The organism is Methylotuvimicrobium sp. KM1, from assembly GCF_044788715.1.
Taxonomy (GTDB): Bacteria; Pseudomonadota; Gammaproteobacteria; order Methylococcales; family Methylomonadaceae; genus Methylotuvimicrobium.
The window spans coordinates 5,016,057-5,028,593 of record NZ_CP173170.1 but is presented as its reverse complement, the minus strand read 5'-3'; the positions used below and the strand labels follow the sequence as shown (position 1 = coordinate 5,028,593).

General features: G+C 48.7%; 14 protein-coding genes. 8 read left to right on the top strand and 6 right to left on the bottom strand.

Annotated elements, in window-relative coordinates:
• Nucleotides 1-169: 169 nt before the first annotated feature.
• The 4 genes from ACINK7_RS21930 to apaG form a co-directional block, all read right to left on the bottom strand.
• The gene (locus ACINK7_RS21930) at nucleotides 170-610 is read right to left on the bottom strand and encodes a hypothetical protein (RefSeq protein WP_404358711.1); all 441 of its coding nucleotides are present in this window, start codon (nucleotides 608-610) and stop codon (nucleotides 170-172) included.
• 23 nt (nucleotides 611-633) lie between these two features.
• Nucleotides 634-861, bottom strand: coding sequence for a hypothetical protein (locus ACINK7_RS21925; RefSeq protein ID WP_404358709.1), 228 nt, complete (start codon nucleotides 859-861; stop codon nucleotides 634-636).
• Between the two features lie 499 nt (nucleotides 862-1,360).
• Nucleotides 1,361-2,194 (bottom strand): symmetrical bis(5'-nucleosyl)-tetraphosphatase, encoded by an 834-nt coding sequence (locus ACINK7_RS21920; protein WP_404358707.1) that lies wholly within the window; start codon nucleotides 2,192-2,194, stop codon nucleotides 1,361-1,363.
• Between the two features lie 2 nt (nucleotides 2,195-2,196).
• Nucleotides 2,197-2,574, bottom strand: a complete 378-nt coding sequence (gene apaG / locus ACINK7_RS21915; protein WP_404358705.1) for a Co2+/Mg2+ efflux protein ApaG — start codon at nucleotides 2,572-2,574, stop codon at nucleotides 2,197-2,199.
• Between the two features lie 80 nt (nucleotides 2,575-2,654).
• Between apaG and ACINK7_RS21910 the strand changes: the two genes are divergently transcribed.
• The 4 genes from ACINK7_RS21910 to ACINK7_RS21895 all read left to right on the top strand — a co-directional run bounded on the left by ACINK7_RS21910 (nucleotide 2,655) and on the right by ACINK7_RS21895 (nucleotide 6,275).
• Nucleotides 2,655-3,179 carry an ankyrin repeat domain-containing protein gene (locus ACINK7_RS21910; protein ID WP_404358703.1) on the top strand — a complete coding sequence of 175 codons (525 nt, stop codon included), beginning with the start codon at nucleotides 2,655-2,657 and terminating at the stop codon, nucleotides 3,177-3,179.
• Between the two features lie 68 nt (nucleotides 3,180-3,247).
• On the top strand, nucleotides 3,248-4,477 hold the full coding sequence (locus tag ACINK7_RS21905; protein ID WP_404358701.1) for an NADP-dependent isocitrate dehydrogenase: 1,230 nt from the start codon (nucleotides 3,248-3,250) through the stop codon (nucleotides 4,475-4,477).
• Nucleotides 4,474-5,610, top strand: coding sequence for an efflux RND transporter periplasmic adaptor subunit (locus ACINK7_RS21900; protein ID WP_404358699.1), 1,137 nt, complete (start codon nucleotides 4,474-4,476; stop codon nucleotides 5,608-5,610). Before ACINK7_RS21905 ends, ACINK7_RS21900 begins: the two co-directional genes overlap by 4 nt.
• Entirely contained in the window at nucleotides 5,607-6,275 is a 669-nt protein-coding gene (locus tag ACINK7_RS21895; protein ID WP_404358698.1) for an ABC transporter ATP-binding protein, read from the top strand. The genes ACINK7_RS21900 and ACINK7_RS21895 overlap by 4 nt, the downstream gene beginning before the upstream one ends.
• A 22-nt stretch (nucleotides 6,276-6,297) precedes the next feature.
• On the opposite strand, the gene ACINK7_RS21890 is transcribed toward ACINK7_RS21895, so the two are convergent.
• A complete protein-coding gene (locus ACINK7_RS21890) occupies nucleotides 6,298-7,137 on the bottom strand; it encodes a 23S rRNA (adenine(2030)-N(6))-methyltransferase RlmJ (protein WP_404358696.1) in 840 nt (279 codons plus the stop codon).
• 215 nt (nucleotides 7,138-7,352) lie between these two features.
• Nucleotides 7,353-8,105 (bottom strand): DUF5765 domain-containing protein, encoded by a 753-nt coding sequence (locus ACINK7_RS21885; protein WP_014150254.1) that lies wholly within the window; start codon nucleotides 8,103-8,105, stop codon nucleotides 7,353-7,355.
• A 513-nt stretch (nucleotides 8,106-8,618) separates the two neighbouring features.
• Here ACINK7_RS21885 and ACINK7_RS21880 point away from each other — a divergent pair.
• From ACINK7_RS21880 to ACINK7_RS21865, 4 genes are all read left to right on the top strand, one after another.
• Nucleotides 8,619-9,422 carry a response regulator gene (locus ACINK7_RS21880; RefSeq protein ID WP_404358694.1) on the top strand — a complete coding sequence of 268 codons (804 nt, stop codon included), beginning with the start codon at nucleotides 8,619-8,621 and terminating at the stop codon, nucleotides 9,420-9,422.
• 219 nt (nucleotides 9,423-9,641) lie between these two features.
• A complete protein-coding gene (locus ACINK7_RS21875; RefSeq protein ID WP_404358692.1) occupies nucleotides 9,642-11,090 on the top strand; it encodes an ATP-binding protein in 1,449 nt (482 codons plus the stop codon).
• 66 nt (nucleotides 11,091-11,156) lie between these two features.
• The gene (locus tag ACINK7_RS21870) at nucleotides 11,157-11,843 is read left to right on the top strand and encodes a response regulator (protein WP_404358691.1); all 687 of its coding nucleotides are present in this window, start codon (nucleotides 11,157-11,159) and stop codon (nucleotides 11,841-11,843) included.
• Nucleotides 11,844-12,058: 215 nt separating this feature from the next.
• Nucleotides 12,059-12,442: a hypothetical protein gene (locus ACINK7_RS21865; RefSeq protein WP_404358689.1), complete on the top strand. Its 384-nt coding sequence runs from the start codon at nucleotides 12,059-12,061 to the stop codon at nucleotides 12,440-12,442.
• The last annotated feature ends 95 nt before the right edge of the window (nucleotides 12,443-12,537 follow it).

Sequence of the window (12,537 nt, the reverse complement as noted above, 5' to 3'; positions counted from 1 at the left end):
GAAGACTTATGCGGAAAAGGGCTTTCACGATTTTTCAGAAGGTGCGGGCTTTGGTGTGTTCGACTCTTAATCCCTTTATAATCAAAATGAATTGCACTTATTAGTTGAATCCACGCCTAAAAAATAGGGTATTCGGATTGGTTAGCTGTACGAAATTTTTTCGCCGACTTCAAAACTGGTCTATATGCTGTTGCAACAGTTTTTTTACATGGTCGGACTTTATCAAGTCAAAGTAGGTAAGTAACTTTTCCTTGTCCCGCAGGTCGTCCGCATCTAATTCCCACAAGGCTTTTAAATCGTCCTTAATTTCCTCGGCGACTCTTTTATCGTCGGCTATCACGTTGTACCTGGAATTAACTAAATCGATCAGAGTTACTTCATTAACCTGGAAATCTTTGCACAGGCTTTGTATGTTTTCCTCGAGAATTTCAAGCGCTTCATGCTTGTCCAATGCTAGGCAAAGAACATTTTCATAAGTGACTTTCAAATTATAAAAGCTCAGCGCTGTTTCGCTTTCATTTAGATATTCTTGAAGTTCATTTTTCAGCAAATCGAAAAGTTGGATTTTTTCATGCAGGGATAGCATGGAGACGTCGGGAAGCTTGGTCATAAAATATCTGCTAATTTGTAAATTTAAAACGGAAATGTAAGTGCTAAGGATTTGGTCGAAAATAACTTCCCTATTTTATGGAGGGTTCGGTTGCTCGATTGGCAGGTGTCGGCGGCAGGGCAGATTTTTGCTCCTGCAAAATCTGCATTCACGCCATCCTTGGCGTTTGCAGATTTTTGCTCCTCGGCAATTGCTGAGTTACATGGATGTAATGAATGCAGAAAATGCAGGAGCATTTTTCTGCCCTGCATTGCCCTAATACACGCCATCCATGGCGTAATGCAAAATCTGCATTCATGCCATCCATGGCAATCAGTCGCCGCCGTCAAGCCTACACGGATGGTTTCACGGCGTCCTTTGACGGGCACCCCGGTGCCGAATTTTGATCTCCGATGGGTATATCACGAAATCCTAAAATCACCGGAGCTAAACTTTCTTCCTTATCTTATCGATAGCTGAACGGTCAAACTGATCTGGAAAGGTTATCCAATTAGCGCCTTTGGCCTGGTAAAAAACACAACGTCAGCTATCAAGAGTGGCGAATTCACAGTCACGGCCAAGCGCAGTCTGTAGCGCCTTGTTGTGCGGTTGAAAGCTGGCGCTTGCTGTAAACAAACTCAGGATCAAGATCTATCCCGATATTCCACTCTATGGCGTCAAAAGACACGCGAATAAGGATGTAATACCAGCGATGGTACTTTGCTTGTCAACACCTGATTTCGAATATCCAAATATTGAAATACCAATAAATCAGCTCTTTTTCTGCCTAGGTTTCATAACGCCTTCGCAATCGATACTGACCCGGAACACATTCTCTCCTAGATGTAACGCGGTTAAAGCACCACCCCAGAGACAGCCAGTATCGATGCAATAACAATTGTTGCCCCGATAGTAACCGAGCGAGGACCAATGTCCGAATACGATGCGCAAATCGGCGTTTTTACGGTTGGGTATTTCAAACCAGGGTTTTAAACTCTTGGGCTGAGTTCCTGGCGGTCCGTTATGAATAAAATCGAGCTTACCGTTATCATCGCAATAGCGCATGCGCGTAAAACAATTGATAATAAAACGCAATCGCTCGACGCCTTTCAATTGAGGCGACCATACGTTCGGCTTGTTGCCGTACATGTCTTTGAGAAAATCGGCATAATTGGAATCTTGCAGCGCATTTTCCGCCAGAGCGGCCATTTCGCGGGTCGTGTCGAAGTCCCATTGCGGGGGCAGGCCGGCATGCACGAGACAAAAGTCGTCATTGTAATGAAACAGCGGCCGATGTCTGAGCCAATCGAGCAGTTCGTCTCGGTCCGACGCCTCGAGGATTTCGCTCAGCGAGTCTTTTTTGCGCTCGGATCTAATCGAACAAGCCGTGGCGAGCAAGTGTAAATCATGATTGCCCAGTACGGTCACGGCCGAGGAACCAAGCGATCTTACGAAACGTAGGGTTTCCAGCGATTTAGGCCCGCGGTTGACCAAGTCGCCCGCAAACCAGATTTGATCGGTGTTTTCATTGAATCGAAGCGCATCCAATAGCCTGAGCAAATCGTCGTAGCAACCTTGAATATCACCAATCGCATAAATGGACATGGTTAATGTAAGGTTCTAGGAATCGACAGCGTGAACTTAGGGATATAAGCTTCAAAATCCTCGCCGTCATCGGAGCACATCGAATATTTGCCTTGCATCACGCCTACCGGCGTTTCGATCATTGCGCCGCTGGTATAACGAAATGATTCGCCGGGTTTGAGATAGGGTTGTTCGCCGATGACGCCTTCGCCCGTAACTTCTTGTACTTTGCCGTTGGCATCGGTAATCAACCAATGCCGAGTCAATAATTTCGCCGGAATCATGCCGGCATTGGTGATCGTAATCGTATAGGCGAAGACGTAACGTCCTTCTTCCGGGTATGATTGCGTTTCGATGAAATGAGGGATAGCCTCGATAATGATTTTATTTTTTGTGCTCATCGACGATGGTATAAATTATGAATGCTAAATTGATTAGTATTTCAACTTAACTCGGTTTTAAACGCAAGCAACTATTCAAAATGAGAATCAACAGAGCGTTTCCAATTCTATTGCTTTTGTTGCCTTTGAATGCCTATGCGGCAAGCGCTACTGATTTGTTTTCCGCCGCGGTCGGCGGTAATCAAGCCCGAGTCGAAGCGCTTCTGGCTCAAGGTCTCGATGTTAATAGCGCAGCTCCCGGCGGGCGCACGGCATTGATGGGGGCGAGTTTCGGCGGTAATGCGCGGATTGTGCAAACTCTTTTGGCTTACGGTGCCGATGTGAATATGGCCGATAATACCGGAACGACAGCGTTGATGGATGCATTGATTTTCAGTCATGAAAATATCGTTAACTTGTTGATAACGGCAGGCGCCGATGTCAATGCCAAAGACAATCAAAATATAACGGTATTGGGCCGAGCGAAAAAAGTCGGTAATGAGCGCATCATCAAAATCCTCGAGCAAGCAGACGCTCAGGAAGCGCCGGAAGAAGTCGAAGAAACGGAACCTGCGGATGAAGAAGGCGAAACCCCTGCAGAAGAACAAGAAAAGCCTGAAGAATAGGGAGAGCAATCGAGATATTCGTATTTAAAGCTATACTTTATCTATCCCAAAATCTAAAGGAGCGCGGCATGACCAAAATCCCCGTTAAATCGCCGGTTGTCGAACTGGACGGCGACGAAATGACCCGAATCATTTGGCATTTCATCAAGCAGGAATTAATTCTGCCCTATCTGGACCTGACGATCGACTATTACGATTTGAGCATTCAACAGCGCGATGCGACCGAAGATCAAATTACGATCGATGCTGCACATGCGATCAAAAAACACGGCGTCGGCATCAAATGCGCGACGATTACGCCGGACGAAGGACGTGTCGAAGAATTCAATCTGAAGAAAATGTATAAATCGCCGAACGGCACGATACGAAATATTCTCGACGGCACCGTATTTCGAGAACCGATCATTTGCCGAAATGTTCCCCGGTTGGTGCCGAATTGGACGCAACCTATCTGCATCGGACGTCATGCTTTCGGCGATCAATACCGCGCGACTGATTTTATAACGAAAGGCAAGGGCACGCTGCGTATCAGCTTTACGCCGGATGACGGCGGCGAAGTTCAGGATTTCGAAGTCTATCATTTCGAGGGCGACGGCGTGGCCTTGGCGATGTACAACACCGATGAATCGATATCAGGTTTTGCACGCAGTTGCTTCAATGTTGCATTGGATCGCGGCTGGCCGTTGTACCTGTCGACCAAGAACACGATTCTGAAAAAATACGACGGGCGCTTCAAGGATATTTTCGAAGCGGTCTATCAGGCCGAATACAAGGATAGTTTCGCCGAGATAGGCATAACTTATGAACATAAGCTGATCGACGACATGGTCGCATCGGCATTGAAATGGAACGGCGCATTCGTTTGGGCCTGCAAGAATTACGACGGCGACGTGCAATCCGATACAGTCGCGCAAGGTTTCGGTTCGTTGGGACTAATGACTTCGACCCTAGTAACGCCGGACGGTCAAATCATGGAGGCCGAAGCCGCGCACGGCACAGTAACGCGGCATTACCGCATGCACCAACAAGGCAAAAAGACCTCAACCAACCCCATAGCATCGATTTTCGCCTGGACGCGGGGCCTTGCATTTCGAGGCAAGTTGGACGGCAATCAGGCCTTGATCGATTTTTGCGACACGCTTGAGAAAGTTTGCGTCGAAACCGTCGAAGCCGGGCAAATGACCAAAGACCTGGCGCTGTGTATTCACGGAGACGACCTGAATGACTCGCATTATTTGACTACCGAAGACTTTTTAAATGTGTTGCGAACGAATCTGGAACAGCGCCTGACAACATGAGTCGGTCTGCACTGATTAGCCTTGCGGTGATAGGAGTCATCGTCGGCGCTTATTATTACGCGAAACGGCCCAAACCGGTCGAAGTCGAGGTCTATGTCTTGACTGAAGGCGAGGTCAAGGCGACCGTGTCGAATACCCGCGTCGGCACCGTCAAGGCTTGCCGTAGATCCTATTTGGCTCCTGCTACCGGCGGTCAGGTGGCGGTATTGCATGCCGCGGAAGGCGATGGCGTTAAACGAAATCAATTGTTGCTCGAAATCTGGAACGACGATTTGAAGGCACAAGTCGAGCTTCAATCGGCACAAATTAAAGTCAATCGGGCCAATGCTGAACAAATTTGCGAACTAGCCGACGGCGCGGGCCGCGAGGCCGATCGGCTGGTTAAGTTGCAACGCAGCAAACAATTCGTTTCGGTCGACATGGTCGACAAGGCCGTGACTCAGGCCAAGGCGCAACAAGCCAATTGTCGGTCTGCCCGCATTAACGTCGAGGTCGGTATTGCGAATTTGAATGTCGCCAAGGCCGCCGTCGAACGCACGATAATACGCGCGCCGTTCGACGGTGTCGTCGCCGAAGTCAACGCCGAAGTAGGCGAATTCGTCACACCGTCGCCGCCCGGTATTCTCACGTTGCCGCCGATCGATTTGCTGGATCTGAGTTGTTTATTCGTCTCGGCGCCTATCGATGAAGTCGATGCCGCACAGATCAGAACCGGAATGCAGGCTTGCGTGTCGCTCGATGCCTTTAGCGGCGAGCGTTGTTCCGGCAAGGTATCGCGCATCGCGCCTTATGTCTTGGAAAAGGAAAAGCAGGCGCGCACTGTCGAAATCGAAGTCATATTAACCGACCCGAAGGATCTTGAAGGTTTGATGCCCGGTTACAGCGCCGATGTCGAAGTGCTGTTGGCGCGTAAGGACAATGCCTTGAGACTACCCGCCGAAGCGATTTTAGGTACCGAGCGGGTTTTGCTGATAGGAGCCGACGGCATTCTTGAAGAGCGCCGCTTCGAACCGGGCTTGGCGAATTGGAATTTTACCGAAGTCGTGTCGGGGCTCGACAAGGGCGATCGGGTCGTGTACTCGGTAGGCCAGGAAGGCATCGAACAAGGCGTTGCAGTACGCGAAAAGCAATGATTCGCCTGGAAAACATTCATCGGTACTTTCAAGTCGGGGAACAGACGGTGCATGCGCTCGACGGTATCGATTTGACCATTGAGCACGGCGAATACCTATCGGTGATGGGGCCGTCGGGTTCCGGGAAGTCGACCTTATTGAATGTGATTGCGCTGCTGGATCAGCCTAGTTCCGGTCGCTATTTTTTAAACGACCGCGATATTACACAGTATAGCGATGACGAATTGGCCAAGGTGCGTCGCGAAAATATCGGCTTCGTATTCCAATTTTTTCATTTGATCCCACGCCTGACCGCCGCCGAAAATGTCGAAATGCCGATGATGCTGGCCGGAATCGACCGAAAGGAACGGCAACAGCGAATCGAAACAGCCTTGAAGCAAGTCGGTTTGTCCGATCGAGCCGGCCATCGGCCCGATCAATTATCCGGCGGCCAGTTGCAGCGCGTCGCGATCGCCCGAGCGATGATCATGAACCCCGGTATTCTTCTGGCCGACGAGCCGACCGGCAATCTCGACAGTAAATCGGGCGCCGAAATCATCGATCTATTGGAGCGCCTTAACGAACAAGGCGTGACTTTGGTGGTGATCACGCACGATCAAGCGATCGGTGAGCGGGCTAAGCGCAAGATTCGTATCGTGGACGGCAAAATTGAAGCCGAAACGTGAATCGTGACATTATCGGGTCATATCATTCCGGAACCAGCCAATCGACAGACCAAGTCCCCGTTCCATCCGTAAGTCTATCGTTCAACCAAGGCAGTAATTCATGGGCCTGGCTTTCCAATTGCCAAGGCGGATTAATGAACAACAAGCCCGATCCGGTCATGCCCAATTCCTCGCTGTCCGGAAGCACACAGTGTTCGATCCGCAATTGTTTCCTAATGCCGGTCTCGGCAAGTTCCGCCATTAAATTATCGACCGTTTCCCGGCGAATCACGGGATACCAAAGACAATACACGCCGGTAGCGAAACGCCGGTACGCTTTAGCGAGCGTTTCAACCACACGGCTGTAATCCTCCTTCACTTCATAACTCGGGTCGATAAAAATCAATCCTCTTTTCTGTACCGGCGGAAGTTTTTTCATTAGATTTTTTAAGCCGTCCTCTTGAGCCACGCTTATTTGACGGTCGTTACGGTAGCGTTCTTGCAAGACCGCAAAATCGCTACCGTGCAGTTCGCTAAGTTGCATCCTGTCCTGAGAACGCATCATCGCTCGGACAAATTCCGGCGAACCTGGATAATGGCTTAGTTTATTATCGGTGTTTAGCGAGCGAACTCCAGCAAAATAACTATCGAGCAAAGGATGAGCGGTTTGACTGGAATACAGGCAGCCGATGCCTTGACGGTATTCGCCGGTTTTTTCGGCAAAGGGCGACTGCAAAGAATAGGCCCCGGCGCCGGCATGTGTGTCGATATAAACGAAGGGTTTGTCTTTTTTCTTGAGTTCGATGATCGTCAAACAAAGCAGGCTGTGTTTGAGTACATCGGCGAAATTGCCGGCATGAAATCCGTGACGGTAGCTGAGCATGATTTTGGCTTCGCACTAGAAGTTTTAATGAGGCGGGAATGCATGCCGATCTTGCCTCGGCAGCCAAGGTATGGGTTCCCACGGAGGACCGTGGGAGCCAGAAAAATAGATTCGGCGCCATCCCTGGCAGCCGGATTCCGGCGATCCTTACCGGACTGACGCGCCCCCTGTTGACAGCTACGTCAATGAGCCGGACAGCGCGCCGTTTTAGGCCTTTATAAAGCGTCCGACACTTGGCGATGATAATAAGGCCATGTTTTGACATGCAAATGCTTGCGGATTGGCGTTTTGATAACCGATACGCATAAGGCGATCGAAAACAGACACCAAACAGCGGCATATTCGTTCGGATCGGTTGTGGTCAGATCGGAAACGAACGGACCGATTAAATAATGGAATCCGACAAAACGCCAAGATCCGTAAAGTAGCGGCAGATAGAAAGACACCAATATGTAAGTAAAGGCATGCAAACCCCAATCGAAACCGAATAGCCAGCTTTGCGGTTCGGACATTAAGCCGTTCAATGGCATTTGCCAAGCGATATGCCAATCGCCGGATACCGAGCAGGTTGCCGGTCCGCAAAAACCTTCGACACCGATTTGACACGAACCGGCCCAATCGAAAGGAAACATCTTAACCAACATCGCCAACGATCCCATCGCGCAAATCGTATAAACAGTCGTACGAATTTTTAATTTGACGCTTTCCGGAATGAAATACATCGCGACCATATTGACGAAAAATGGCTGAAAAGCGATGTGAACATAACCGAAAAGCGTCAATATCTGATTATTCGGATTGTCGCATAGATTGATGTAAACGTAGGTTGCCGCTTGCAGGAGTTCCATCAGTGCAAAATACACCAATGGAATCCACAATTCGTTCGATTCGCCTTTCCTGGCGACATAAACCGCCGTCGACAGCCCTGCGGCCGCCAAAACGGTCGATGCTTCTCCACTCCAACACATATTCCTATCCTCATTTGTTATAGTTATACGGAGCCCCGGTTTAGAGGCATTCTCTATTATGAACAATTAATCATAAAGACAACGAAAAAGCAGGGAGTTGTTTTAGAGTTAGTTAACGAATTACAACTCAAATGGTTTTCAACTACGACCAGTTTTCCTGCAATTGTTTCTTCTTCCGCTGCTTTTTGACATTGTTTTGGCCAAATCTTCATAAATACGAAGCTAAAACCGTGCGCGTGATTATATTACAAAGGTTCCGGTTTATTGATTTCATTCGAAAAAAAATTATCGCGATTAAAACCGGGCACGAGACTACAAAAGGCAAGGAATACGTCTAAACTTTAGAAATATTGAGTCAGTGGTGAACGGTTAGCCGTTAGCAGGGAGTAGACTTTATTTGACTAAGGATACAATGGCTTTCAAAATTCCGCTAACCGCTAACCGCTAACCGCTAACCGCTAACCGCTAACCGCTAACCGCTAACCGCAACGGGAACGTATCAATCAACCGCTTATGAGATCTTTAAAAATAGAAGACCTATCGATTTTACTGGTCGAACCTTCATCGACGCAGCTTAAAGTCATCATCAAACATCTTAAAGAAGAAGGGATTGCCAATATTGAAGGGGCGGACTCGGGTGATTCGGCTTTGACGATATTGTCCGATTATAAGCCCGATTTAATCATCAGCAGTATGTATTTGCCGGACATGACGGCTGCCGAGATGATTTTTAAAATCAAAGCTAATGACGAGCTGAGCGACGTTCCGTTTATGTTGATATCCAGCGAGACGCGGATTTCAGCCTTGGACCCGATCCGGCAGGCCGGTGTCGTGGCTATATTACCCAAGCCCTTCGATCATGACAATTTGCGAAGAGCCTTACGATCGACGATCGAATTCATCGAACCGGAAGAACTCGCGCTGGATAATTATGCGATCGAAGCCTTGCGCGTCTTGGTGGTCGACGACAGTTCGATGGCGCGTAAGCATATCGTTCGGGTGTTGAATAACATGGGCATCACTCAGATTACCACGGCCAATGACGGCAAGGCGGCGGCCGAGCTATTTCAAGAGACTGGCGAAGCCTTCGATTTAATCGTGACCGATTACAACATGCCGGAAATGGACGGACGGGAACTGGTCAGTCATATCCGAAACGACCGGCAAAATACCTTCATACCGATTCTCATGGTCACCAGCGAATCGAACGAAACCCGCTTGGATCAAGTTCAGCAAGCCGGCGTATCGGCGATTTGCGACAAGCCGTTCGAGCCGCAAAACGTTAAGGAAATTTTATTCCGGGTGTTGAACGGCTAACGTTCCTTAATTTTTGCACAATTACCGGCAACAATGAGCTATCGCTTAATGGGTAAAGCTTGTGCGCCAATCTATATACTTCGCGCGTCCACATTTGCTGTTTTCTAACTCGCTATTTTGTTCGATAGCGGCGTTGCGAAAACAGTTACATAGCTTGCTATGCACCTGTTTTCGCGCTTTGCTCTCGAACAAAATAGCATTGCCATAAAAGCCGCAAACATGACCGCTCGAAGTATACGTATCAAATTATTCCTGACTTTCCTGCTCACCACGCTGCTTTTGGTTTCGGGGATGTATGCGTTTATGCGCTGGTCTTTGGATCGGGGGTTTAACGAATTCATCAAATCAAGACAGCAGGAGCGCGTGTCGACGCTTATCGAAACGCTCAGCGATTATTATGGCCATGATCCCGATTGGGAAAAATTGGCGGCTAATAAACAGTTGTGGATTGATTTGTTATGGCAGTCCGATCATCGTCGTCATCGTCCGCCGCCTATTTTGATAGAGCAGGCGCAAAGCGAACCGTCCGGTTATTGGCCTCCAGCTATGCCGGAAAATTCGATGAGCCGGCGTTATACACCTTTGCAGCTGCGCGTCATGCTGTTGCGCGCCGATCGAAAGATCATATATGGACGCGTCGATGCCATCGAGCAGTTAGAGGAACTGGAGCCTATCCATTACCAGAACGGTATTGTCGGGTATTTGGGAATTTTGCCGGGTCAAACGCCCAGCCAACCCGGCGAATTGCGATTTATCGAGGGTCAGGCTAAGGCCTTTGTCTGGATTGCCTTATTGATGATATTGCTTTCCGCCTTTCTGGCCTGGCTATTGGCTTATATGCTGGGAAGGCCGCTAAAACGGATAACCACGGCGGCGAAAGCGCTTGCCATCGGCCGATACGATGTAAGGCTTCCTGTCGAATCGTCCGACGAACTCGGGCATTTAGCGCGCGATTTTAACGAATTGGCAACGGCGTTGGAACGGTCCGAACAATCGAGACGGCGCTGGGTCGCCGATATTTCCCATGAATTGCGTACACCTTTGGCGGTGCTGCATGGAGAATTGGAGGCCTTGCAAGACGGAATCCGTCCGCTGACAGCCGAAGCGGTCGATTCGCTGCTTGGCGATGTCATGAGACTGAATCGTTTGACGGAGGATCTTTATCAATTGGCGCTTTCAGATCAAGGCGCGCTTAGCTATCGCAAGCAAACGCTCGACCCGATTCCAGTGCTGCAGGAGGATATCGCCGCCTTATCGCCGGAATTCGATAACCGGCAAATCCGCTTGCAGTTGCTGAATCGTCTGACCAAAACCGTGCGCATTCATGCCGACCCGGACCGATTGTCGCAACTATTCCGCAATCTATTGAGCAACAGCGCCAAATACACCGATGCCGGCGGTTGTTTAAAGATCGTCGTCATGCAAAAAAGCGGTTTGTTGCTTATCGAATTCGCCGACAGCGCACCCGGCGTTCCCGAACAGGAAATAAGGCATTTATTCGATCGCTTTTATCGAGTCGAAAGTTCTCGCAGCCGACATCATGGCGGCGCTGGGCTAGGCCTTGCCATTTGCGCGAATATCGCCCATGCGCACAACGGTACGATTACAGCCGGGAAATCAAAATTGGGCGGGCTTAACATCCGTATTGCGTTACCGTCAATATCCTAGAAAAGCAGCATTCATGATAGCTATGGCGATTGACAATGGGAGGCATTTGATCTGAGGAATATTTTTATGAGCCGTATTTTGATCGTAGAAGACGAACTCAAGCTGGCACGGCTAGAGGCGGATTATTTAAACAATGCCGGTTATGCAACCGAATGCCTCGATGACGGTCTTAAAGTGGTACCCTGGTTTAAGCAAAATCCGGTCGATTTGATTTTATTGGATTTAATGCTGCCGGGTAAGGATGGGCTGGAGATTTGCCGAGAAATACGGGCTTTCAGTACCGTGCCGATTATCATCGTGACCGCACGTATCGAAGAAGTCGACAGGTTGTTGGGCTTAGAATTAGGCGCGGATGATTATATTTGTAAACCATTTAGTCCGCGCGAAATGGTCGCGCGCGTCAAGGCGGTCTTACGCAGGTTGAAGCCGCAAGAGGTAAGCGGCACCGAAGGTCCGATATCGCTCGTTCCGGAAAGTTTTCGGGTCCGGGCGGGGCATAAGGAAACCGAATTGACTGCGGTGGAATTTCAATTGTTGCAGGCCTTATACGATCAGCCCGGACGGATTTTTTCGCGGTCGAAATTAATGGACTTGATTTATCAAGATCAGCGAATCGTTTCCGATCGCACGATCGATAGTCATATTAAAAAGTTGCGTAAGAAATTATCGGACTTGTTACCGGGACAGGAGTTAGTCCACTCGGTTTATGGCGCCGGCTACCGTTACGAACCACAAGTTAACGGTGAGCAGTAAGCGGTTAGTAGTAATAGCAATAAAGGGTATAGGGTAAATCTCTATTTTTATCTCGGCGTTACCGGCAAAAGAGAGTTTTGAGTTTTTGCCGTTGTCATGCACTTTCACAATGTTTCCATAATTGCTGCAAATTGTTTACGCATTTGGCGTTTATATTAATCATCAAGAACGGAGATAAACCGTTCTTTTATTACTAACCCCAAGAGGATAAGATCATGAACAAAAAAATCATCGCAATCGCAATCGCATTGGCACTTCCGTTGACTGCAGCCGCATTTCCTCCCGGCAGCGGAAAAGGCGATATGGAAGGCCGTCATGGACAAAGAATAGAACGTTTGGCCAAGGATTTGGACTTGACTGAAGAACAACGCACTCAGCTGGAATCCATCTTCAAGGAACAGCATGAAAAATACAGAGCGATCCACGAAGAAACCCGCGGCCGTATGCAGGAAGTGCTGAATGAAGAGCAAATGCAAAAAATGGAAGCGTTAAAACAGCAGCGCCATGAAAAATGGAAAGAAAAACGCCAGGAAAAACGTCAAGAGAGACGCCAGGAAAGACAGGAAAGAAAATCCGGCAAAACTGTCGACGTACAATAAGCGCAACGACTTGATCTTCTAAGCAATAGACAAAGAGCACGGCTGAGAAGGCAAGTATCGATGGACAAAATGCAACCGCAAGCCAGGGATGGATA

Excerpts from the sequence above, each read along its gene's own strand:
- ACINK7_RS21865 (WP_404358689.1), top strand. The coding sequence starts at position 12,059 with ATGAACAAAAAAATCATCGCAATCGCAATCGCATTGGCACTTCCGTTG.
- ACINK7_RS21920 (WP_404358707.1), bottom strand. The coding sequence starts at position 2,194 with ATGTCCATTTATGCGATTGGTGATATTCAAGGTTGCTACGACGATTTG.
- ACINK7_RS21905 (WP_404358701.1), top strand. The coding sequence starts at position 3,248 with ATGACCAAAATCCCCGTTAAATCGCCGGTTGTCGAACTGGACGGCGAC.
- ACINK7_RS21930 (WP_404358711.1), bottom strand. The coding sequence starts at position 610 with ATGACCAAGCTTCCCGACGTCTCCATGCTATCCCTGCATGAAAAAATC.
- ACINK7_RS21880 (WP_404358694.1), top strand. The coding sequence starts at position 8,619 with ATGAGATCTTTAAAAATAGAAGACCTATCGATTTTACTGGTCGAACCT.
- ACINK7_RS21895 (WP_404358698.1), top strand. The coding sequence starts at position 5,607 with ATGATTCGCCTGGAAAACATTCATCGGTACTTTCAAGTCGGGGAACAG.
- ACINK7_RS21890 (WP_404358696.1), bottom strand. The coding sequence starts at position 7,137 with ATGCTCAGCTACCGTCACGGATTTCATGCCGGCAATTTCGCCGATGTA.
- apaG (WP_404358705.1), bottom strand. The coding sequence starts at position 2,574 with ATGAGCACAAAAAATAAAATCATTATCGAGGCTATCCCTCATTTCATC.
- ACINK7_RS21885 (WP_014150254.1), bottom strand. The coding sequence starts at position 8,105 with ATGTGTTGGAGTGGAGAAGCATCGACCGTTTTGGCGGCCGCAGGGCTG.
- ACINK7_RS21910 (WP_404358703.1), top strand. The coding sequence starts at position 2,655 with ATGAGAATCAACAGAGCGTTTCCAATTCTATTGCTTTTGTTGCCTTTG.
- ACINK7_RS21875 (WP_404358692.1), top strand. The coding sequence starts at position 9,642 with ATGACCGCTCGAAGTATACGTATCAAATTATTCCTGACTTTCCTGCTC.
- ACINK7_RS21925 (WP_404358709.1), bottom strand. The coding sequence starts at position 861 with ATGCAGGGCAGAAAAATGCTCCTGCATTTTCTGCATTCATTACATCCA.
- ACINK7_RS21870 (WP_404358691.1), top strand. The coding sequence starts at position 11,157 with ATGAGCCGTATTTTGATCGTAGAAGACGAACTCAAGCTGGCACGGCTA.
- ACINK7_RS21900 (WP_404358699.1), top strand. The coding sequence starts at position 4,474 with ATGAGTCGGTCTGCACTGATTAGCCTTGCGGTGATAGGAGTCATCGTC.